Here is a 19,721-nt window from a genome sequence, read left to right as displayed (position 1 = left end):
CCTCCCGCGGGGCCGGTGGCTTCGACCGGCCGACAACGCCCCCGCCACCCGCGATATTCCGAAGCGGCTCACCACTCCTCGTGGGCCAGCTGCCGCCGGAGCAGATCGTGGCGGAAGTAGTAGAAGCCGCCGACCTGCCTGAGCACGCCGCGCCGGTGACCGTCCTCCAGGAAGGCGCCCACCCGCCACGGCAGCCGCCCCGACACCGCGAGCAGGGCGCGGGCCAGCAGCAGGCGCAGGGAAGACGCGGACAGCACGGACACGGCGAGGTAGGTCACGATGAAGGCCAGGATCAGCGCGTACGGGGAGACGGACGGCCGGGTGACGGCGGCGTGCACCACGGCCAGGTCGAGCAGCGCGACCTGCACGGCCCTTATGCCGCGCGAGAGGATCGCCTGCAGCCAGAGCGCGGCCCCCGCCGCGATGACCGCCGCCTGGCCGGCGCTCAGCCCGGCGGCGTTCGTCAGCAGAGCGAGGAGGACGGCGAAGAAGCCCGTCCCCGCGAGAAACGGCAGTGGTCCACCTCCGGGGAGCGGCTCCGAGGACGGGACGGCGAGACCGGCGAACGTGACCACGGCCATGACCGTCCCGACCAGGGCTCCGCTCGCGGATCCCGCCGCCGCTCCGAAGGCCGCACCGGCGCACAACCCGGACAGCAGGCTGAGGACCACGCCGTATAACCAGGTAGGCACGGCGTCGATCAGCCCCGGCACGGAGATGGGCTGCCGGCCGAAGTGCCGCGCGAGAAAGGACAGCCAGCTTGCCGCGAAGCCCGGATGCCAGCCGGGCTGGTCCGGCTCATTCGCACCCGGGTAGAGGGCGGGAACCAGCCCGGCGAGAAGATGGGTCTCGATCTCGTGCCTGGTCGTGAAGGTGAGCAGCTCGTCGGGGTCCTCACCCTGCTGATCGGCTGCTCGGAGGGCTCCCAGGTGGACAGCCGCAGGATGACGGGTACGGGGTCGGACGGCTCGCGCGCCGCCAGCGCGTCCAGGACGAAGCGCACCATCAGCGACGTCTTGCCGCCGCCCGGCTCGCCGAGCACGACCAGCCGCCCCTTGGGCAGCCTGGTGCGCACCACGTCGTAGCTGTCGTTCAGGCTGCCGTCGAGGTCGATGGGCGTGTCGCCGCCGCCGATGACCCGCCAGTGGTCGGTGACCGGCGGGCCGAGCGTGCGCCAGGCGACCGGCATGGGCTCCGGGTCCAGCAGGCGCTGCCGCAACTCCTCGGTTCGCCACGCCCGCTCCACACCGGCGGCCAGCCGCTCGGCGCACGCCGCGACGGCGTCCGCTTCGGGCTCGGCCACGTCCAGCGTGCCGAGGTCGCCCCTGCTCTTGGCGCGTTGACGCAACCAGCCGATCATCGCCGCCGCGGCGACGAGCCCGGTGATGACGAAGCTGAAGATGCTCGCCCACTGGTCGGCGTTCTCCCGGCCCTGGGAGATGAGGAACACGACCGCGGCGATCGCCACGAACGGCACAAGGACGGACGTGACGACCAACGCCCACCAGTACCAACCGCGGAAGTCCGACCCTGAGCGCGCCACGGCAGCCGACCCTACCGCGATCGTGGATCATGTCCAGACGCGGCGCTCCTCCGGGCGGGGGTCGTCGATCTGGGTCCAGGCGGTGCCGATGCGCATGGTGGCGCGGCGTCCGGTGTCGTAGGAGTCCCAGCCGGGCTTGCCGGTCCGCGCGAACCTGATCCACGTCTCGTGGACCCGGGTGGCCAGGTCCGCGGGAGCCTCGCCGGGGCCGAGCAGGGCGTCGGGGCCGTGCAGCTCGGGCCGGTGCGCGAGGTCGAAGACGAACGGCAGCTCCACCGTGTGGGCCGCCCCGAGCCGCCCGCCGAGGGCGGGGGAGCGCCAGGTGAACTCGTAGACGTACGTCCCCGATCCGGGATGGGCGGCGTGCGCGGACGCCAGTGCCCGGCTGCCCGCCCCGAACAGGGTGTCGCCCATGATGGCCGAGCGCAGCTCCGCGTGCGAGGCCCCGGGCCGCGAGGCGCGGTAGGTCTCGACGAGGCCGGCCGGGTCAGGGTGCGAGCGCGCCGCCGCCTCGTGCACGTCGGCGGCGGTCGAGCCTTCGTACGTGCCGACCGGCACGAGATACAGGTTGCCCTCCTCGCTCGTGGTGCCGACGAGCAGATCGACGCCGCTGCCGAGCCCGGCGGTGACGGCGTCGGCGGGCTGCGTGTCGAGCACGAGGCTGAACGGGCTGAGCCCGATCAGCGGGTCCCGGTGCGTCGCGGTGCGCAGGTTGATGCCGCCGAGCCGGGTGGCGGCCTCGACCAGATGCTCGTCGGGGACGCCGGCGAAGGCGGCGGCGTGCGGCGCGACGCCCAGGATCTCGGCGGCCTTCTCGGTGACGCGCATGGCTTGCTCGCGGGTGAACGCGCCCAGCCCGCTGCCGCTCTGCACGATCGCCCGCTGGAACAGCCCCGCCGCCTCGGGCGTGGCGAGCACGCCGCCGACGATCGTCGCCCCCGCCGACTGGCCGAAAAGGGTGACGTTCGAGGGGTCTCCGCCGAACGCGGCGGCGTTCTCCCGCACCCAGCGCAGCGCGGCGACCACGTCCAGCAGGCCCCGGTTGGCGGGTGCCCCTGGCAGGTCGAGGAATCCGGCGATGCCGAGCCGGTAGTTGACCGTGACCAGGACGACCCCGTCGCGGGCGAACGCCGATCCGTCGTACAGCGGCGAGCGCGTCGATCCCGCCACGAACCCGCCGCCGTGCACGAACACCATGACCGGCAGCCCTTCACCGCTGGCCGGCGCGAACACGCTGACCGTCAGGTAGTCCTCGCCGCGGCTCCAGCCGGCGCCGAAATACGCGGACATGTCCATCTCGCCGATCCGGCGCTCCGACTGCGGCGCGTTCGGGCCCGGAGCCGTGGCATCGCGCACGCCATCCCACGGCTCGTGCGGCTCCGGTGGCGCGAACCGGCCCGCGCCGCGCGGCGGGGCGGCGTACGGAATGTTGAGGAAGACCCGGGCGGCGCCCCGGCGCACGCCGCGGACGGCGCCCCGCGTGGTGGTGACGATGTCGATCATGAGCTCTCCTCCCTCAGACCCGCTCGCCGTACGGGGCGAAGGGCGCCCAGCCCTTGATGGCGAACTTGCCGCCGTCGCGGACCACCTCGGCCGCGCCGTGCCCGCCCAGATGGGCCGGGATGATGAGCGCGTTCTCGTCGGCGGCCCGGCCGAGCAGCGCGCGGCGGGTGGCGCGGGCCTCGGCGGGGTCCTCGCAGAAGCAGCTGTTGGCGTCCGGCTCGTGGATCTGGAACGGGTTGTGCAGCAGGTCCCCTACGAACAGCGCCCGATCCGAGCCGGACTCCAGCGTCAGCACCGATGAGCCCGGCGTGTGTCCAGGCGCGGGGTCGAGCTGTAGGTTGCCGTCGATGCGGTGGCCGCCCTCCCACAGCAGGGTCTGCCCGGCCGCGTGCACGGGGGCGACGCTGTCCTCGAACACGTTCTGGTTGCCGCGCCCGAGCCGGGTCCTCTGCTCGTTGGCGGGGTTCCAGTAGTCGAAGTCCGCCTTCGGCATCAGGTAGGTGGCGTGGGGGAACGTCGGCACCCAGGTGCGGCCGTCGAGGTAGGTGTTCCAGCCGACGTGATCGATGTGCAGGTGCGTGTTGATCACGATGTCGACGTCCTCCGGCCGTACTCCGGCGCGGGCGAGGTTGTCGAGGTACGTCGTGTTGAGCCGGTTCCACACGGGCGCGTACGGGCGGTCCTTGTGGTTGCCGACCCCAGTGTCCACCAGGATGACCTTGCCCTCGCTGCGCAGCACCCACGTCTGGATCGCCGAGTTGACGATCCCGGTCCGCTCGTCCAGGAAATGCGGAGCCAGCCAGGACCGATGCTCCCGCCACGCCTCCTGCGGGCTCTCCGGGAAGAACACCTCGGGCGTCATGCCGACGGGCCCGAAGTACTCCCAGACGCGGGTGAGCGTGACCTCACCCAGGGTGATGGTGTCCACGTACGTCTCCATAAGTCGCGAAATAACGGGATGCGTTACGGCCGGCCTCGCCCGCCCATCCTGCGACCACAGAGGCACGCGGCGGTATGCGTCATGTGACTGCATTCGAGGCGGAACGGCGGACATCCCCACGTACGTGGCCGTCGTGTTCAGCTACCGCGACGACAAGCAGGCCGCGAACCTGCCGGCCCGGTTGGGGCCGTAGCGGTGCTGCATCCGCGCGATCAGCTTGCGCTCGAACCACACCCCGAAGGCCACGCTCAAAGCCAGGAAGAGGAACAGCATCACGGCCTTGATGATCGTGATCCACAACGGATCCTTACCGGAATCGGCCAGCGTGGGAGCGGCCTCCATGGAAATCATGCTCAGGCACGCTGGGCGGGCGGCGGCACGATGTCTTGGACGAGTGCGAACAGCCGTTTCGGCGCCATCCCCGTCAACGCCCGCATCCCCGCCGGGGTGAGCCCGACCGCCACGCCTTGCCGCCAGGCGACCTCGCCCGCGGGCGTCGCGGCGCTGCGCGGCCCGGTGAGGACCGCGCAGGCCGGTGCAGTCGATGATCAGGGTGGCCGCGTTGAGCGGCGGCATCCGGTCGGCGGAGGTGCCGTCGCCTCAGCCCCGCGCGGCGGTTGTCCGGCCGATGGCGTACGGAGTCACAGCGGCGATCCTGAGCGCGGCGACCCCGACGACGAACCGCATGTGAAAGCGGGGGCCGACGAACCCCCTGGCGGCCCCCGCTTTCAGCCCTTTGCGACGTACCCGACGCGCCCCCGTTCGCGCAGAGAAACCACCTGGTCGAACTAGTTGAAGCAGTCCTGGTTGCGCAGCGCGATGCCGTACTCGGTGACCTTGCCGCGAGTGACGGTGAAGTTGTAGTACGCCTTCTTGTTGCCCGGCACCGTGACCACGTAGTAGCCGTGGAAGTCCTTCTTGATGCCCGGGTAGGCCGCCTTGAGCTGCTTGTACGTGGAGCCGATCTTGATACCCTGCGGGGTCTTCACGCCCTTCGCCGCCCAGATGGCGGCTAGCCCCACGCGCGGCGAGATGTAGAGCCCCACCGCGTTCTTCGGCGTTCTGAACTTCTTCAGATCCCAGCCCGAGCAGGCCGCGCCGCCCCCGTCCAGCTTCTTGACGATCTGCCCCGTCGCCTGAGCCTGCTTGGTGGTCATCCCGAGCTTGACGGCACCGTAGCCGTGGGGACCCAGCGTCGTCGGCTTCGCCTCGGCGACCGCCGAGGTGGCACCGGCAACGAGCAGCGAACAAGCGAGGAGCGAAGCACCCATCATCATCTTCATCATGTCTTCTTTGATGACGGACTCCGGGTAAAGGTTGCGAGTCATGATCAAGAAATTTCGCCGGACGCCCGGAATCGCCGGACCCGGGGAACGGCTAGGTTGCACCGCATGACGCACACCGAGATCGACATCAGCGCGGAGCTCGTACGGGAGCTGCTCCGCGAGCAGCACCCCGACCTGGCCGATCGCCCCGTGCGGCTCGGTGCGCGCGGCTGGGACAACCAGCTGTGGCGGCTCGGCGACGACCTCGCCGTCCGGCTGCCGTGGGCGACGCAGGACGCGGACGAACTGGTGATCAAGGAGCACACCTGGGTGCCGAGGCTCGCCCCGCGGCTTCCGCTGCCGGTGCCCGTGCCGCAGCGGCTCGGACGGCCGTCATCGGCGTTCCCGCGGCCGTGGATCGTCACCACCTGGGTGCCGGGCGAGCCCGCCGACCGCGCGCCCGTCACGCGCGGCGCCGAGTCGGCCGACGTCCTGGCCGCCTTCCTGACCGCCCTCCACCAGCCCGCCCCCGCAGAGGCGGACACCGGGGGCCGGGGGCGCGGAGGACCCCTGGCCGCCGCGTCCGCGTACGTGGCCGATCAGCTCGCCTCGGCCGTCGAGGCCGGGCTCGTCTCCGGCGAGGACGCCGGCGTCGTCCGTACGATCTGGGACGCAGCCGCCACCGCGCCCGCCTGGGACGGCCCGCCGGTCTGGCTGCACGGCGACCTGCACCCGGCGAACGTCCTCACCGCGGACGGCGTCATCTCCGGCGTGATCGACTTCGGCGACCTGTTCGCCGGCGACCCGGCCTGCGACCTGTCCGCCGCCTGGAGCCTGCTGCCCGACGTCGCCGCCGTCGAGCGCTGCCACGCGGCCTACGAGCCGTCCCCGGACACCGCAACCCTGCGCCGCGCCCGCGGGTGGGCCGTGATCCGCGCCCTCGTCGGCCTGCACGTCGGCGACGCCGGCGTCCACGGACGGCCGGGCGGCAAGGCCACCTGGGGCCCGCCCGCTCAGGCGGCCCTGCGCCGCCTCATCGCGACGGCCTAATACGGCAGCCGTAGATCGTGATCTTCACGGTGTTGCCGCTGGTCGTGTGGCGTGACGCGAAGAGCCGCCGCGATCATGTCGAGTTGTGACACAAGACCAGGCCGCGGCGGCTCGTGCCGTCACCGTAGCGCATACCGAGCACGCCGCTCTACACCAGGAACTCATGGCCCGGATAGCGCCCTGCTTCCCCCGCCGTGAAAGCCGCGCCACCTGCGCACAGATGCTGGCGGGGCTGCTGATGGAACTGGAGGACAAGAACTGCTGGACCCTGGCCGAGGCGGCCGGACACCCCACCCCAGACCGACTCCAGCACTTCCTGGCCCGCGCCTCCTGGGACGAGCAGCAGGTCACCGCCCAAGCCGCCCGATGGGCGATCGAGCACCTGGACGACGGCGACCCCGACCACGCCGTACTGATCATCGACGAGACCGCCGACGCCAAGTCCTCCACCGACGCCGCCGCAGCCGCCCGCCAATACAGCGGCACCCTCGGCGGTGTCGCGTTATGCCAGGTCGCAGTCCACCTGGCGTACGCCACCCCACGCGGGCACACCATCCTCGACCGCGCCCTCTACCTGCCCGCAAGCCGCGCAGCCGACGACGAACACCGCGAGCTGGCCCACATCCCCGAACAGACCATGTTCGCCACCAAACCCCAGCTCGCCGGCGACCTGCTCCAACGCGCGCACGCGACCGGCATACGCGCCGCCTTCGTCACCGGGGACGAGGTATACGGCGGCCGTGAGCTACGCACCCTGATCCGCACCCTGCTCCTGGGCTACGTGCTGGCGGTCCGCTCCAGCACCACGATCATCACCCACGCTGGACGCACCCTCGCCGCCAAAGACGCCGCCACGCTCATCCCCGCCGGCGCATGGATGTGGCTGCGCACCGGCAGCGGCACCAAAGGCACCCGCCACTACGACTGGGCGATGCTGGCCATCCGACCCGACGACACCCCCGACGAGCACGACCCCGGACACGCCGCCCTGCTGATCCGCCGCCACCGCTACACCGGCCAGATGTCGTTCTACCGCTGCTGGAGCCCGCACCCGGTGCCGCTGGCCCGCCTGATTCACGTCGCCACGTCCAGATGGCGCATCGAAGAAGATCATCAACTTGCCAAGCAGACCTGCGGCCTGGACGCCGGACAGGTCATCCGCTGGCGCTCTTGGCACCGCTGGAGCACCATGGCCTTGCTCGCCTACGCCTTCATCGCCGTGGCCACCGCCTACCAGCGTCAACTTGACGGTCCCCTCGCCGAGCATCTCGGCCTGGTCGCCATCGCCATCCCCGAACTGCTCCGCCAACTGCGCGGCGTCGTCATCCCCGACCCACGACGGGACCCCGAGCACCGTCTGACCTGGTCCATCTGGCGGCGACGGCACCAATATCGAGCGCGCCTCTGCCACCAGCGATGGCATACCTACGCCGAGACAACACCATGATCACAACAATCTACGGCTGCCGTATCAGGAGCAGGGCCTGGCCGCGACCGGTGGACAACTGCGGCAAGGCGTCGGGGACGTCGGTGCCCAGATGGAGGACTTGGAGCCAGTCGTCGTTGAGCCGGCCGATCCAGACGACGCCTGTCCCGCCGCCGACGTCCACCCCTTTGAGTAAGTCAGCCCAGGCACAGTTCTTACCGGTAGTGCTGTCGGCGCCCAGCAGGTCAGCGGTTTCCTCGATGCCAAGACCTCGCACCCACATCGCCGTGAACGATTGGCCCATGCCGTAGTCGTGGGCCAAGTGCCACAGCCGCTCCGCATGCCTCATCGCAGTCTCCCGGTGTGGGCGGACCCCATGATCCTCATTGCCGACAGCAAACGGTATCGCGCGGAGAGGACGCGTCAGGCCGGCGCAGGGCTGGCCGGTGCCGCCGGGTGCCCCGGGTCGTCGCGGTGGAAGATGGCCAGGAGGGCGAACCAGATCAGGATCATGATTCCGGCCGGGCGCAGGTATTCCTCGGCGAGATGGGTGCCGACGAAGGAGTAGCCGCCGAGCCAGACGCCGGTGATGACGCCGACTACACGCACCGGCCAGAAACGGCTGACCAGGGAACTGGCCACGATCCAGACACCGGCGAGGACATGCCCGCCCAACCGGACCGCCCAGGCCGTGTCGTACTCGATCGCGTTGATCATCAGGATGCCCGCGAGTACGTCGAGTGCCACCCAGCCGTAGCCTGCGGCTTTGGCCCAGGGTGCCGCTTCCAGGCGCGATACCAGGAAGAGGATCGAGAGGTGGAAGAAGACGCCCAGGTATTCTCCCCACGCCACGTCCGGGTCCGTGAAGAAGGCGATCACGGCAGGGAGGAACAGAACGAGGGGTAGCAGCGCCACCAGGCGCAGGCTGGCGTAGTGCCGCCGAGAATCGAGCATGGGGGAGTCCTTGTACGTCGAGCTGTGTGGTCAGGTCGAACACTAAGAAGAAGGTGTTGATATGTCAACAGTTGGCGGCGGTGAAGCCACCGAGCTGTGGTTGCGGTGGAAGCGCGCCTACGAGACGGTCCGCGCCAACGTCGTCGCCGAAACGACTGCGGCCTCCGGCGTCTCAGAGGCGGAGCTGAGTGTCCTGGTCGCCCTGCACGAGTCCGGTGGAAGCCTGCGGCAGAACGCCCTCGCCGCCGCCCTCGGATGGGACCGGACACGGCTGTCGCACCTGCTGACACGGATGGTCAACCGCGGCTACGTGGCCCGCGCCAAACTCCAGAACGGGGTGGAGGTCACGCTGTGCCCGGAAGGCAGACACGTGATCGACGCGACGTTGCCGACCCTGGAAACGGCCACCCGGCGTCACATGCTGGACCGGCTCGGCCCGGACGACGCCAAGACGCTCAAGGCCCTCGTCGACCGTCTCCTGCCCGGCGAAGGAGGCAACTGAGGCCAAGAGGGGCGAGTCATCTTCACGTCCCGCGGGATGTGCGGGCCAGCCTTGATCTGCAACAGTGAGGCCATGACTCCTGCGACGCGGAAGCCCTGGTGGGACGAGCTTTCGATGATGCGGAGGGTGGCCGTCTTCGCGTCCCCGCCGATCTGTGTGGTGCTCGGCCTGGCCGGGTTGGTCGTCATCCGGCCCTCGGGGCTCGAACTCGCGGGGCTCCTGCTCTTGGTGGTGGCCGGGGCCGCGCTGTGCGTGAGCAACGTGCGTGACCTCGTACGGAAGAGGAGTTCGCACCTCGCTTGAAGGTGATCGACCGGGGCCGGGGTGAACGCGCGCGGCCCCGGGTGGTGAGTGGTTCCCCTCGCTGCGGGGGGCTGAAGTGGGCCGTCCGATATCCAACCAATCAAATCGTCGTCTTTATCGGGATAAATATGTTTATGTACGATGGCCTGGAATTCCTGACCGGAGGTGTCCCGTGGATTCCAGGACCAGCGTCAAGACCTTACTTGTCGCCGCGCTTATCACCGTCGCCGGTTTCGCGTTCGCCAGCCCGGCCCAGGCCGACGACGAGGTTCCCCGCGGCGGGGCGGTGCGCACCAACGGATTCACCTGGTCGAACTGACCCCAGTGCCCAGTCCGCGGCGCGTTCGCTTCGGTATTCGCTTAGAACTGTCCTAGTACTCCAGCCGCATTTAGTGATCGATGATTCGTCGCTGTCGCTGGTAATGGCAGCGGCGGGCGCGGGCTTGATGCCGACGTCGCCACTGTGACCAGCGGATTCGATGACTGGCAGGGTGCCGGGGCTGGGCAAGATGAGCATGCAGACGCCGGATCTCGTTGACGGTAAGCGGGATCAGCTCGCCGGAATCGTCACCGTTCGCACCCTCAAGCTGTGATCGTCCCTGTCGGCAGGGCCCCCTGTGTGGCCAGGCCCGAGAAAGCCTCGCCCTGCTGAGCGCCCGTTGCGCCGGGTGGGCCGGCGGCGAGGAAAGCCAGGTGAGCGTGAGCGACCATGGCCAACGTGACGTGCCGATACCAGGCCAGGTGCTTGCGGACCTGGTAATGGTCCAGGCCGACCTCGTTCTTGGTGGCCTGGAAGCATTCCTCCACGCTCCACCGCGATCCCGCCACTCGCACCAGCTCCGGCAGCGCGACCGGGCCGGTGGCCCAGCAGGTGTAGAACGCCAGCTCGCCGGAATCAGTGATGGAGCGGCGGGCCAGCAGCCACTCGGCCGGGCCGAGCGGGATCCACGCCCAGTCGTAGTAGCGGTGGCCCTTGGCACCCTGGCCGCAGGAGTAACGCTGCCACGCCTGCTCCTCCAGCGCGGCGAAGACCTCATCGGCACGCATCTTCCGGCCGGCCAGCACGATCGGGTGGTCACAGGAGACAGCGAACACGTAGCTCAAACCCCGGCTGCGGCACCGCTCACGCAACACGGGGTTGTCGCCGTAGCCCTCATCCGCGGTGAGCCAGGCGAAGGTGAGCAGCGGATCGTCGGCGGCCCGCTCGATCATCCTCCAGGCCAGCTCCGGTTTGGTCGCGAACTCCACCTGCTCCGGGATGCCGGCGTCGGTGCGCCGCTCGGGTGCGGTGAACCAGGAAGCGGGCAGATACAGTTCCCGGTCGATCAGCACCCGTTGCCGGCCGGGGTGCAGGTAGGAGGCGAACACTCCGACCTGACAGTTGGTGATCTTTCCGGCCGTGCCGGTGTACTGGCGCTGCACCCCGGCCGAGCGGCGGCCCTTCTTCTCGAACCCGGTGTCGTCGACCACCAGCACCCCGTCCAGGCACCCGAGCCGCTCGGCGACCTGGGCCCGCAGTGCATCCCGGACCGCATCGACGTCCCAGCGGGCGTGGTTGAGCAGTCGTTGCATCCCGTCGGGTGTCGCGTCTCCGGCGAACTCGGCCAGGGACCAGCCGTTCTTGCGTTCCAGCGAACTCAGCAGGCCCAGCAGGTAACCACGCGCTCTGATCCGCGGCTCACGCCGGCCGAAGAACGGTGCCACTACCTGCGCGAACAGGTCATCGAACGCATCGGCCCATACACGCGGGTCGATTTCGGCTACCGTGGCTGCCACGGCCACCGCCGATCATCTGGATTCCACACACCCACATGATCACTGCGGTGGCCGTCTCACGTCTCAGCCTCGACCAGATCGAGATCTCGAAGTGCGGCTGGAGTACTAAGAACTCGGCGGGAATTCCCGGTGGCGCTCATGCGTCCGAAAAAATAAGTGGCACGACCGCCGAGTCCGCCATTACCGTCGATGACAACGAAACGCGGGGCGGTGCCCGATCCGCCCCCTCCGGACCACAGCAAAGGAACCACGTCATGCTTCTCGCGGCCGCCGCACTCGGAGAGGAAGGGCGAGGCTATCGCCGCCCTGCCGAGCTGGGCCGCGCCCTGCATGAGGTGGCTCCTGGATGATCCTCGGAGAGGACCATTCCAGAGGCCGCCAGGTGACCACCCGGCGGCCTTTCCTTTTGCTGATTGACAATTGCACAGCGAAGCGCCATGGGCTGATGGTGAAAAGGCATCACACCTGCCTTGCAAGCAGGAGTTCGGGTTTCGAGATCCCGTCGGTCCACCAAGCCGCAGAAGCCGAACGGGTAAGGCGGCTGGCTTCCAACCAGCAGGACGGGGTTCGAGTCCCCGCTGCGGCTCTCCACGCGTCCGTAGCCCAATGGGAGAGGCGCCGGTCTTAGGAACCGGTCAGTGCGGGTTCGAATCCCGCCGGACGTACTGCGCCCCGTTCGTCCAGTGGTCAGGACACCCGGCTTTCACCCGGGAGATCGCCGGTTCGAATCCGGTACGGGGTACGGCCCCATAGCTCAATGGACGAGAGCGCCGGCCTACGAAGCCGGGTCTGGTGCAGGTTCGAGTCCTGCTGGGGTCACCTCACGCGCGAGCTGGGCATGTGGCGAGCCCACCCGGCTGTAAACCGGACGCTTCGGCTGTGGCGGTTCGACTCCGTCCTCGCGCACCGCTTTCCCGGCGCCGCCGGACCCCCATGATGCGGAGCTGAATGAGCCTGCGATAATGCGGCGAATGGATCATCGCTCTCATACGTGGATTCGGCGACGGCTGCGTTCGCTGGCGTGGCTCGAGTTGCTCAACATCCCGCTGCAGGCGATGATCTGGTTCGTCGTGGTCGGGTTTCCGCTGACGACCGTGAACATCGTGGGCTTCGGTCTGACCGCGCTTCTCCTGCTGGAGGGAGCCGCTTATTGGCGGGCCAAGCGCCGCAGGCTGGACACGGGCCGCAAAACCCTGCCCGGAGCCGGCGCTTTCACGGTCGCCCGCTGGGGCAATGTCGCCGTTCTGACCGCGGGCCTGCTCGTCATCCTTCGGGGCGTGGTCACCGATCCGGGAGTGGGAAGCTGGCCGGGTCTGGTGTTCGGCTTGTTCGCGTTTTTGGAGCACGTGAACTACTTCCACCTTCAGCTCATGTACGACACCGCCGAGGATCTCCGATACCTGCGAACGCGCGGCCTGCGCCGCGCCCATCTGGCCCGCGATCTCGCCCTCTATGCAAGAACGCGGGCATGACATTGTCGATTGACGAGATTCGTCAATCGTGCCGGCTTTTCATGGGCTTCCCGGCGCGTTCTGACGGCCGCGCCGGCTCGCCGATCCGCATGGCCCGGACTCTCAGCACTTGACCCTCGGCTCCGGCCGCGTCCACGGCCGCCTTGGACCGCGCCGGCCGCCGTATTGCGCGATCCGGCACCGCACGACGGACGTGCCTACGGCGTTGGCCGCCGAGGCCGCATCCCTTCGCGAAATCACCGAACGGCCGGCCGAGGTGACCAGGGGACCCTAGGGGCTGCCTCGGAGCGTTGACCGGCGGCGTGTCGCAGCTGCGCATCCACATCTCCGCCATCACCGACTGGCTCATCGCCCTCTGAAACACGCCCTTGCTGCTTGCCCTCCAGCGAGACGCCGGTGTGTTCGACGGGCGTCAGGGGAAGGCGCCGGACCAGCGGCGGCGCCACAGGTTCCTACGGGGCAGGGCAGCTTCACCGGCGGCGCGGCGGTTACTCGGACGTCACGGCCTCGGGCGCGGAGCGTCACGTGCGGGTTGTGCGGGCGGGGTGGGCGCCGGCATATGCGCAGGGCCCGAACCCCAGGCGGCGGGATCCGGGCCTTTCGCTGGTTCAGCGCGACCTGCTCTCCGGCTGATCTCCTGGCGCCGCACGGGGGAGTGATCTGCTTCCGGTGAAGACGAGTGCGTGGAAGGCGCTGCGGACGGCCGCGATCGGCTCGCGGTCCCGGCCGAAGTAGAGCTTGTTCGTCAGCAGGACGGCCCACCGTGACTGCTTGGCGGAGACCCACAGGGCCGTGCCGGTGAAGCCGTAGTGCACGTACACGTCCTCGTCGCCGCCGGGGCCGGGGTGCCAGAACAGGCCGCGCCGGGGAGCGAGGCCGCCGGTCTGGATCCGCAGCGACTGCGTCACCCACGCCTCCCCGAACCCGGCCCCGGGGGCGGGGTTGAGGAGGTGCCGCTGGAAGCGGGCCAGGTCGTCCAGGGTGGAGAAGACGCCGGCGATGCCGCACACGCCGCCGAGCAGACGGGCGGAGAAGTCATGGGCGACACCCTTGAGGTGGGCGCCGGACCCCGGGTCGAACTCGGTCGGAGCGCACCGCGCCCGCTCGGCGTCCGGCAGCGGCCCGAACCTCGTGCCGGTCATGCCCAGCGGCCGCCAGATCAGGCTCGCGGCGAGCCGGTCGAGCGGGGCGCCGGTGAGGTGCTCGGCGAGGAAGCCCAGGATGAGGGCGGCCCGGTCGGTGTACTCGACGGCCTCGCCGGGCGGCCGGTGCAGGGCCTCACGCAGCACTCCCTCCCGGACGGCGCGGGGGTCGGTGCCGTACGACGCCTTGAGGTTGGCCCGCAGCGGCACGCCGGCGGTATGGGTGAGCAGGTGATGTGCGGTGACCTGACCGAGCGGCCGGCCCGCGACCTCGGGCCAGAAAGTGCCCAGGGGCTGGTCCAGCGGCAGCCGCCCCTCCTCCCACAGGGCGCCGATCACGGACCACACCGCGACGATCTTGGTCAGGCTTGCGACATCGAAGATCGTCTCGCGCCGCATCGCGGACCCGGGATCGTCGGGGTCGGCCAGCCCGCGGGCTCCCCAGCCGAGCACGCCGCTCGCATCGCCGACAGCCCACACCGCCCCCGGGAAGACCTGCTCGCGCACGCCCCGCTCCAGCAGCCGGATGATCGGGTCGTAGCAGTCCATGATGCGTCCTTGCAGGCAGGCGGGCATGCACCGGCCAGCGTAACGGCCGGTCCGCGTCGGGACCGGTCCTTCAGCGCGTACCACGCCCTGGTGTCGGCGCCCAGCGACAACACGAGCGTGATCGGCGCGGCAGCGCAACCGAACGCGTACGTCAGCGCCAGGGAGCCGGATCCCCGGCCGACGGCCATCGAAGGCCCGTCACCCGATCGCCCGCAAGGCGCGGGGCGGCAGCGGCCTCAAGGGGTGAGGACGAGACGGCCGCGGAGGCCGCCTTCTGCGAGGCGCTTGTGCGCGGCGGCGACCTGCTCCAAAGGCAGGGTCCCGGCCACGCGAAGGGTGAGTGACCCCGCCTCGACCAGGGCGGCGAGCTCGGCGAGGCGGGCGCCGTCAGCGTAGATCCAGTGGGTGAAGACGCGGACGCCGCGCAGCGGAGGCGGCGCCGCTCCGGCCACGAGCGCGGCGAAGGCCCCATGCGACCGGACCGCGTCGAGGGCGGCCGCGCCGGTCAGGGCGGCGTCCAGCGCAGCGTGCACGCCGCCGGGAACGAGGGCGCGAACGGCCTCGCCCAGCCGTGCCGTACGCGGCACGAAGAGATCGGCTCCGAGCTCGCGGACGAGCGGCTCGTCGCCGGCTCCGGCGACCGCGATCACCCGGATGCCGCGCGCGGCGGCGAGCTGGGTCGCGAAGCCGCCGACGGCGCCGGCCGCCCCGGTCACCAGCAGCGTCTGCCCGGGGCTCAGGCCGAGGCCGTCGAGCGCCTGCGCGGCGGTGAGCCCGTTCAGGGGAAGTGTGGCGGCCTGTACGGGCGAGACGCCCGCGGGTGCGGCCGTGACCGCGTCCGCATCGAGCACGACCTGGTCGGCCTGGGCGCCGAGCGGGACGTCCAGCCGGTCGGACAGGCCGATCACCCGGTCTCCGGGCTCGATCCCGGTGACTCCCGGGCCGACCTCCTCGACGGTTCCCGCGACGTCCCACCCGAGGCCCACCACGTCCCGCGCCGACATCAGGCCCGCCTCGGCGAGCGCACCCGACCGGGTGGCCAGATCGACAGGATTGACGGTCGCGGCCTCGACCCGGATCCGCACCTGTCCTTCTCCCGCGACCGGCACCGGAACCTCCGCGACTTCCAGGACCTCGGGCCCGCCGAACGAACGGACGACGACTGCACGCATGAAGATCTCCTCATCACGAAAAGTCGGAACTTGAGGAAGACCGTATGGAGACTTACTCTCTGTTGGGAAGTACGTACCTGAAGGTGCGTACCGTACGGAATGGAGAGCGATGACCACCCGCACCGCCGCCCAGCAGCGCGAGCAGGCGCGCATCGCCTACGACGCCTACCTCGCGACCTGCCCGACACGTCAGCTTCTCGACAGGATCGGCGACAAGTGGGTGGGTCTCGTGCTCACCGCCCTCGCCGATGGTCCCCAGCGCTACAGCGGCCTGTCGCGGACCATCGCCGGCGTCAGCGAGAAGATGCTCACCCAGACCCTGCGCACCCTCGAACGCGATGGCCTGGTCTCCCGGTCGGTCACGCTCTCCGTCCCGGTACGGGTCGACTACGCCCTCACCCCGCTGGGCAGAAGCCTGCTGCCCGTGATGCAGGCCATCAAGGACTGGGCCGAGACGCACATCGACGAGGTCACCGCCGCCCGCGCCGCCTACGACGAGCGCGAATCAGGTGAGCGGCAGGAGCACCTGCCATAGCTCCGAAGCCAGGTCCGCGCCGCCTGGTCATGGCGCCGCACCGGGAAGGCGGGCAGGCGCAGTTCCCGCGGCGTCCGCTGCCGGAGAGCGGCACCGGGATGGCCGCCGTCTGCACCTGGCCCGCGACGCGGCCACCACGTCGGCCGCCTACCGCCGCGCCTACCGAGGCCGCCCGCAACCGCCCGGCCGAGACCGTCACTGAGGCTCCGGCCCGGTGTCAGGACTCGCGCACGACGAGGTGGCCCGCCACCACATGGCGGCCCGGCTGCGGATGCCCGTCGATCGCGGCGATCAGCAGCTCGGCGGCCCGGCGGCCGATCTCCTCCAGCCCCAGGTCGACCGTCGTCAACGGTGGCCGCGCGGCCTCCGCCACCAGGGCCCAGTTGTCCACGCCGACGACGCCGACCTGCATGGGCAGGGAGACCCCGGCCTCGCGCAGCCCGTCGGTGACGCCGCGGGCCACCACGTCGTTGCCGCAGAAGACGCCGTCCACGTCGGGGTGGGCGCGCAGCAGCTGGGCGGCGGCGAAGCGCCCCCACGCTTCGGTCCAGCTGCCGAAGTAGGGCTCGCCCACGAGCCGGAGGCCGTGCCCGGCCAGCGCTTCGATCGTGGCGTCTGCGCGTTCGCGGGCCGAGGCGTGGGAGTGCGGGCCGGTGATGTGGGCGATGCGGCGGCGGCCGGTCTTGACGAGGTGGTCCACGGCCAGGCGCGCGGCGCCGCGCTCGTCGCTGACGACGTTGCAGTCGTCCGGGTCGCTGCTCGGCGCGAGCGCGTACACGACGGGGACGGGCAGGTCGCGGCCCAGAGGGCGGCGCTCGTCGGTGCGCCGCCCGGCCACGATGATGCCGTCGACCCGGCGTTCGAGCAGCTTGCGCAGGTGGTGCTGCTCGCGGATGGGGTCGTCGCGGCTGTCGCACAGAAAGGCGATCATCTCGCCGGCGGCGAGCGAGTCCTCGGCGCCGCGCATCACGGGGATGCTGAAGCGGCCGTAGCTGTCGGTGGTGATGATGCCGACGGTGAACGTACGCCCGGACAGCAGGCTGCGCGCGTTGGTGTTGGGGGCGAAGCCCAGCTCCTCGGCCGCGGCGCGCACCCGGGCCCGGGTCTCCTCGCGGAGGTTGCCACGGCCGTTGAGCGCCTTGGACGCGGTGCCCAAGGACACGCCGGCCCTGGCGGCCACGTCCGCGATGCCGACGCGGCGGCCCGCGGCCTGGGGAGAAAGATCCTCGGTCATGTGCTGTTCTTCGTCGTCGATGGCGGGGCTGCGTGATCACAACCGTAAGCCGGAAACACGTGATCTCGTCTAGGAAAATTTTCCTCAACCGTACACGTGTGTGATGCTCCGCGATAGGCCGTGCCGAACGCCAGGATGCCGGTCGGAGCCTCAGATGGCCACTGTGAGCTGTTGTTTTCGCGGCGTCATGGCGCTCGGGTCTTGACCGGTTCAACGGCACGGTCCTATGTTGACGAACGGGAAAAGGTTTCATTCATGTTTCCCGGCGGTGTTGCCGCCCTCACGTTCCCGTCCATCCGCGATTGATCCCGACGTCACCGTGCGGCGGTGGTTCGGCGTCAGCAGCGACCCGGTCGACCGCTCCACGATCTCCACGAGAGGCAACAGCAGAACGTGCACACCCAAGACGCGCCGCCCCGAACCCGGATCCCGGGCCCGGCCGTACCGCGTAGGCCAGCGCGACTTGCCCCCATACCGCTGGACGCGGCGAAGCCGGACCCCGCGTCCCTGCTCGGCGGCTGGCAGGAGCTCAACGCCACGGCCACCATCCCGCACTGCGTCGACAACGTCGAGCGGACCTCCGCCATCGAGAACTTCCGCCGCCTGGCCGCGGCGGGCGAAGACGGGCCGCAGGGCACGTTCAAGGGGCCGTGGTTCGCCGACTCCGACCTGTACAAGACGCTTGAGGCCATCGGCTGGGAGGCCGGGCGCAGCGGCACCGGCCGCTGGGCGGACCTGCTCACGGAGCTGGCCGACCTGCTCGAACGCGCGCAGGCCCCCGACGGCTACCTCAACACCTACGTGCAGGGCACCGGCAGGGAGCCGTTCACCGACCTCGAGTGGACCCACGAGCTCTACTGCGCGGGCCACCTCATCCAGGCGGCCGTGGCCCTGCACCGAGGCGGCGGCGACGAACGCTTCCTCGCGATCGCCCGCCGCGTCGCCGACCTCATCGTGCGCGAGCTCGGCGAGGACGGCCGCCCGCTCATCGACGGCCACCCCGAGATAGAGACGGCCCTGGTCGAGCTGTACCGGGAGACGGGGGAGGAGTCCTACCTGCGCGCGGCCGAGCTGCAGATCGAACGCCGCGGCCACCGCTCGCTCGGCGCCGGCCGCTTCGGCTCGCAGTACTTCCAGGACCACCTGCCGGTACGGGAGGCGACCGAGGCGATCGGGCACTCGGTCAGGCAACTCTACCTGGCCGCCGGCGTCACCGACGTCTACCTGGAGAACGGCGACGAGACGCTGCTGGAGGCGATGGAACGCCTGTGGGACAGCGCCTTCGGCACCAAGATGTACATCACCGGCGGGCACGGCTCCCGGCACCGCGACGAGGCGTACGGCGACCCGTACGAGCTGCCCCCCGACCGCGCCTACGCCGAGACCTGCGCCTCCATCGCGGCCCTGCAGTGGTGCTGGCGGATGCTGCTGGCCACGGGCAAGGCCCGCTACGCCGAGGAGATGGAGCGCGCGCTGCTGAACGCGATCGCCGCCTCCATGGACCACACCGGCACCGCGTTCTTCTACTCCAACCCGCTCCAGCTGCGCACCGGGCACGACGGCTCGCACGAGGACGCGCCCAGCGAGCGCCTGCCCTGGTACAACTGCGCCTGCTGCCCGCCGAACCTGGCCCGCCTGCTGGCCTCGGCCGGCGCCTACACGGCCACGTCCGGCCCCGACGGGCTGCAGCTGCACCTGCTCACCGCGGGCACGTTCACCGGCCGGAACATGAGCGCCGCCGTCGAGACCGGCTACCCGTGGGACGGCGACGTGCTGGTCACGGTCAGCGGCGCCGGCGAGCTGGCCGTCCGGGTGCCGTCCTGGGCCGAGGGCGCCACCGCCACCGTCACCGGAGGGCGCGTGCTCGCCGAGCCGGTTCCCGGCGACTACCTGCGCGTGGCCTGCGACGACGGCGCCACCGTGCGCCTGACGCTGCCGATGACGCCGCGCCTGGTGCGCGCCGACGAGCGCGTGGACGCCGTACGCGGCTGCGCGGCCGTCCTGCGCGGGCCGATCGTGTACTGCGTCGAGCAGGCCGACCTGCCCGAAGGCGTCCTGGTCGAGCAGCTCCGCCTCGACACCGCCGCCCCGATCACCGAGGAGCGCACCCCCGGCGACCTCACGCCCGTCCGGCTGCGCCTGTCCGGCACGATCCAGCCGCTGGGGACGGAGCTGTACGGCCCGTACGGCCAGGCCCCCGCCGCCCGCACCCCGATCACCTTCACCGCCATCCCCTACCACGCCTGGGCGAACCGCGGCCCAGGAGCCATGCGCGTGTGGATCCCGACCGCCTGACCCTCCATCCACCCCCCTCCACCCCCTGCCGGGCCTCGCGCGGGAAGCGGCCCGGCTCAC

20 protein-coding genes and 6 tRNA genes are annotated in these 19,721 nt (G+C 70.5%); 14 read left to right on the top strand and 12 right to left on the bottom strand.

The window, feature by feature from the left end:
• Positions 1-68: 68 nt before the first annotated feature.
• The 6 genes from ACFMQL_RS38060 to ACFMQL_RS38035 all read right to left on the bottom strand — a co-directional run bounded on the left by ACFMQL_RS38060 (position 69) and on the right by ACFMQL_RS38035 (position 5,314).
• Complete coding sequence (locus tag ACFMQL_RS38060) at positions 69-692, bottom strand: hypothetical protein (protein WP_364069952.1); 624 nt, start codon at positions 690-692, stop codon at positions 69-71.
• A gap of 8 nt (positions 693-700) precedes the next feature.
• Positions 701-1,543, bottom strand: a complete 843-nt coding sequence (locus tag ACFMQL_RS38055) for a hypothetical protein (protein ID WP_378789631.1) — start codon at positions 1,541-1,543, stop codon at positions 701-703.
• 27 nt (positions 1,544-1,570) lie between these two features.
• Positions 1,571-3,046 (bottom strand): carboxylesterase/lipase family protein, encoded by a 1,476-nt coding sequence (locus tag ACFMQL_RS38050; RefSeq protein WP_378789629.1) that lies wholly within the window; start codon positions 3,044-3,046, stop codon positions 1,571-1,573.
• Between the two features lie 13 nt (positions 3,047-3,059).
• The gene (locus ACFMQL_RS38045; RefSeq protein WP_364070068.1) at positions 3,060-3,965 is read right to left on the bottom strand and encodes an MBL fold metallo-hydrolase; all 906 of its coding nucleotides are present in this window, start codon (positions 3,963-3,965) and stop codon (positions 3,060-3,062) included.
• A gap of 162 nt (positions 3,966-4,127) precedes the next feature.
• A complete protein-coding gene (locus tag ACFMQL_RS38040; protein WP_364069947.1) occupies positions 4,128-4,328 on the bottom strand; it encodes an NADH-quinone oxidoreductase subunit H in 201 nt (66 codons plus the stop codon).
• 446 nt (positions 4,329-4,774) lie between these two features.
• Complete coding sequence (locus ACFMQL_RS38035; protein ID WP_364069943.1) at positions 4,775-5,314, bottom strand: hypothetical protein; 540 nt, start codon at positions 5,312-5,314, stop codon at positions 4,775-4,777.
• A 63-nt stretch (positions 5,315-5,377) separates the two neighbouring features.
• Between ACFMQL_RS38035 and ACFMQL_RS38030 the strand changes: the two genes are divergently transcribed.
• Both ACFMQL_RS38030 and ACFMQL_RS38025 read left to right on the top strand, forming a co-directional pair.
• Positions 5,378-6,301, top strand: a complete 924-nt coding sequence (locus ACFMQL_RS38030) for an aminoglycoside phosphotransferase family protein (RefSeq protein WP_364069941.1) — start codon at positions 5,378-5,380, stop codon at positions 6,299-6,301.
• Positions 6,302-6,464: 163 nt separating this feature from the next.
• Positions 6,465-7,748, top strand: coding sequence for an IS701 family transposase (locus tag ACFMQL_RS38025; RefSeq protein ID WP_378788690.1), 1,284 nt, complete (start codon positions 6,465-6,467; stop codon positions 7,746-7,748).
• A 10-nt stretch (positions 7,749-7,758) separates the two neighbouring features.
• Here ACFMQL_RS38025 and ACFMQL_RS38020 read toward each other — a convergent pair whose 3' ends face one another.
• Together ACFMQL_RS38020 and ACFMQL_RS38015 are read right to left on the bottom strand one after the other, a co-directional pair.
• A complete protein-coding gene (locus ACFMQL_RS38020; protein ID WP_378789627.1) occupies positions 7,759-8,076 on the bottom strand; it encodes a hypothetical protein in 318 nt (105 codons plus the stop codon).
• A 74-nt stretch (positions 8,077-8,150) separates the two neighbouring features.
• Positions 8,151-8,681, bottom strand: a complete 531-nt coding sequence (locus ACFMQL_RS38015; RefSeq protein WP_364294226.1) for a hypothetical protein — start codon at positions 8,679-8,681, stop codon at positions 8,151-8,153.
• A gap of 61 nt (positions 8,682-8,742) precedes the next feature.
• Here ACFMQL_RS38015 and ACFMQL_RS38010 point away from each other — a divergent pair, with 61 nt between their 5' ends.
• The 3 genes from ACFMQL_RS38010 to ACFMQL_RS38000 all read left to right on the top strand — a co-directional run bounded on the left by ACFMQL_RS38010 (position 8,743) and on the right by ACFMQL_RS38000 (position 9,805).
• Positions 8,743-9,183, top strand: a complete 441-nt coding sequence (locus ACFMQL_RS38010; RefSeq protein WP_378789625.1) for a MarR family winged helix-turn-helix transcriptional regulator — start codon at positions 8,743-8,745, stop codon at positions 9,181-9,183.
• Between the two features lie 126 nt (positions 9,184-9,309).
• Positions 9,310-9,486, top strand: coding sequence for a hypothetical protein (locus ACFMQL_RS38005; RefSeq protein WP_378789623.1), 177 nt, complete (start codon positions 9,310-9,312; stop codon positions 9,484-9,486).
• Positions 9,487-9,658: 172 nt separating this feature from the next.
• Positions 9,659-9,805, top strand: coding sequence for a hypothetical protein (locus ACFMQL_RS38000; RefSeq protein WP_378789621.1), 147 nt, complete (start codon positions 9,659-9,661; stop codon positions 9,803-9,805).
• 263 nt (positions 9,806-10,068) lie between these two features.
• Here the strand turns inward: ACFMQL_RS38000 and ACFMQL_RS37995 are convergent, their stop codons facing one another.
• Positions 10,069-11,205 (bottom strand): IS701 family transposase, encoded by a 1,137-nt coding sequence (locus ACFMQL_RS37995; protein ID WP_364070935.1) that lies wholly within the window; start codon positions 11,203-11,205, stop codon positions 10,069-10,071.
• A gap of 496 nt (positions 11,206-11,701) precedes the next feature.
• Between ACFMQL_RS37995 and ACFMQL_RS37990 the strand changes: the two genes are divergently transcribed.
• From ACFMQL_RS37990 to ACFMQL_RS37960, 7 genes are all read left to right on the top strand, one after another.
• Positions 11,702-11,775 (top strand) — tRNA-Ala (locus ACFMQL_RS37990).
• Position 11,776: 1 nt separating this feature from the next.
• Positions 11,777-11,848, top strand: a tRNA-Gly gene (locus ACFMQL_RS37985).
• A 6-nt stretch (positions 11,849-11,854) separates the two neighbouring features.
• A tRNA-Leu gene (locus ACFMQL_RS37980) sits at positions 11,855-11,927 on the top strand.
• 4 nt (positions 11,928-11,931) lie between these two features.
• Positions 11,932-12,004, top strand: a tRNA-Glu gene (locus ACFMQL_RS37975).
• A gap of 1 nt (position 12,005) precedes the next feature.
• Positions 12,006-12,081 (top strand) — tRNA-Arg (locus ACFMQL_RS37970).
• 6 nt (positions 12,082-12,087) lie between these two features.
• Positions 12,088-12,168 (top strand) — tRNA-Tyr (locus tag ACFMQL_RS37965).
• A gap of 65 nt (positions 12,169-12,233) precedes the next feature.
• Positions 12,234-12,734, top strand: a complete 501-nt coding sequence (locus ACFMQL_RS37960; RefSeq protein ID WP_378789619.1) for a hypothetical protein — start codon at positions 12,234-12,236, stop codon at positions 12,732-12,734.
• A 608-nt stretch (positions 12,735-13,342) separates the two neighbouring features.
• Here the strand turns inward: ACFMQL_RS37960 and ACFMQL_RS37955 are convergent.
• A complete protein-coding gene (locus ACFMQL_RS37955; protein ID WP_364069143.1) occupies positions 13,343-14,425 on the bottom strand; it encodes a serine hydrolase domain-containing protein in 1,083 nt (360 codons plus the stop codon).
• Between the two features lie 236 nt (positions 14,426-14,661).
• On the bottom strand, positions 14,662-15,597 hold the full coding sequence (locus ACFMQL_RS37950; protein ID WP_378789617.1) for an NADP-dependent oxidoreductase: 936 nt from the start codon (positions 15,595-15,597) through the stop codon (positions 14,662-14,664).
• Positions 15,598-15,706: 109 nt separating this feature from the next.
• Here ACFMQL_RS37950 and ACFMQL_RS37945 point away from each other — a divergent pair, with 109 nt between their 5' ends.
• Positions 15,707-16,132: a helix-turn-helix domain-containing protein gene (locus ACFMQL_RS37945; RefSeq protein ID WP_364069147.1), complete on the top strand. Its 426-nt coding sequence runs from the start codon at positions 15,707-15,709 to the stop codon at positions 16,130-16,132.
• Between the two features lie 217 nt (positions 16,133-16,349).
• On the opposite strand, the gene ACFMQL_RS37940 is transcribed toward ACFMQL_RS37945, so the two are convergent.
• Entirely contained in the window at positions 16,350-17,366 is a 1,017-nt protein-coding gene (locus ACFMQL_RS37940; RefSeq protein ID WP_364069149.1) for a LacI family DNA-binding transcriptional regulator, read from the bottom strand.
• 393 nt (positions 17,367-17,759) lie between these two features.
• Between ACFMQL_RS37940 and ACFMQL_RS37935 the strand changes: the two genes are divergently transcribed.
• Positions 17,760-19,661 carry a glycoside hydrolase family 127 protein gene (locus ACFMQL_RS37935; RefSeq protein WP_378789615.1) on the top strand — a complete coding sequence of 634 codons (1,902 nt, stop codon included), beginning with the start codon at positions 17,760-17,762 and terminating at the stop codon, positions 19,659-19,661.
• The last annotated feature ends 60 nt before the right edge of the window (positions 19,662-19,721 follow it).

The sequence above is a fragment of the Nonomuraea fastidiosa genome (assembly GCF_042751225.1).
Lineage (GTDB): Bacteria > Actinomycetota > Actinomycetes > Streptosporangiales > Streptosporangiaceae > Nonomuraea > Nonomuraea fastidiosa.
The sequence above is the reverse complement of the archived record's forward strand: the minus strand, read 5'-3'. Positions and strand labels throughout refer to the sequence as shown.

What these genes read in the sequence shown, in the direction of transcription:
- ACFMQL_RS38050 (WP_378789629.1), bottom strand. Translation starts at nt 3,046, where the DNA reads ATGATCGACATCGTCACCACCACGCGGGGCGCCGTCCGCGGCGTGCGC.
- ACFMQL_RS38040 (WP_364069947.1), bottom strand. Translation starts at nt 4,328, where the DNA reads ATGGAGGCCGCTCCCACGCTGGCCGATTCCGGTAAGGATCCGTTGTGG.
- ACFMQL_RS38035 (WP_364069943.1), bottom strand. Translation starts at nt 5,314, where the DNA reads ATGACTCGCAACCTTTACCCGGAGTCCGTCATCAAAGAAGACATGATG.
- ACFMQL_RS38030 (WP_364069941.1), top strand. Translation starts at nt 5,378, where the DNA reads ATGACGCACACCGAGATCGACATCAGCGCGGAGCTCGTACGGGAGCTG.
- ACFMQL_RS38025 (WP_378788690.1), top strand. Translation starts at nt 6,465, where the DNA reads ATGGCCCGGATAGCGCCCTGCTTCCCCCGCCGTGAAAGCCGCGCCACC.
- ACFMQL_RS38020 (WP_378789627.1), bottom strand. Translation starts at nt 8,076, where the DNA reads ATGAGGCATGCGGAGCGGCTGTGGCACTTGGCCCACGACTACGGCATG.
- ACFMQL_RS38015 (WP_364294226.1), bottom strand. Translation starts at nt 8,681, where the DNA reads ATGCTCGATTCTCGGCGGCACTACGCCAGCCTGCGCCTGGTGGCGCTG.
- ACFMQL_RS38010 (WP_378789625.1), top strand. Translation starts at nt 8,743, where the DNA reads ATGTCAACAGTTGGCGGCGGTGAAGCCACCGAGCTGTGGTTGCGGTGG.
- ACFMQL_RS37960 (WP_378789619.1), top strand. Translation starts at nt 12,234, where the DNA reads ATGGATCATCGCTCTCATACGTGGATTCGGCGACGGCTGCGTTCGCTG.
- ACFMQL_RS37955 (WP_364069143.1), bottom strand. Translation starts at nt 14,425, where the DNA reads ATGGACTGCTACGACCCGATCATCCGGCTGCTGGAGCGGGGCGTGCGC.
- ACFMQL_RS37950 (WP_378789617.1), bottom strand. Translation starts at nt 15,597, where the DNA reads ATGCGTGCAGTCGTCGTCCGTTCGTTCGGCGGGCCCGAGGTCCTGGAA.
- ACFMQL_RS37945 (WP_364069147.1), top strand. Translation starts at nt 15,707, where the DNA reads ATGACCACCCGCACCGCCGCCCAGCAGCGCGAGCAGGCGCGCATCGCC.
- ACFMQL_RS37940 (WP_364069149.1), bottom strand. Translation starts at nt 17,366, where the DNA reads ATGACCGAGGATCTTTCTCCCCAGGCCGCGGGCCGCCGCGTCGGCATC.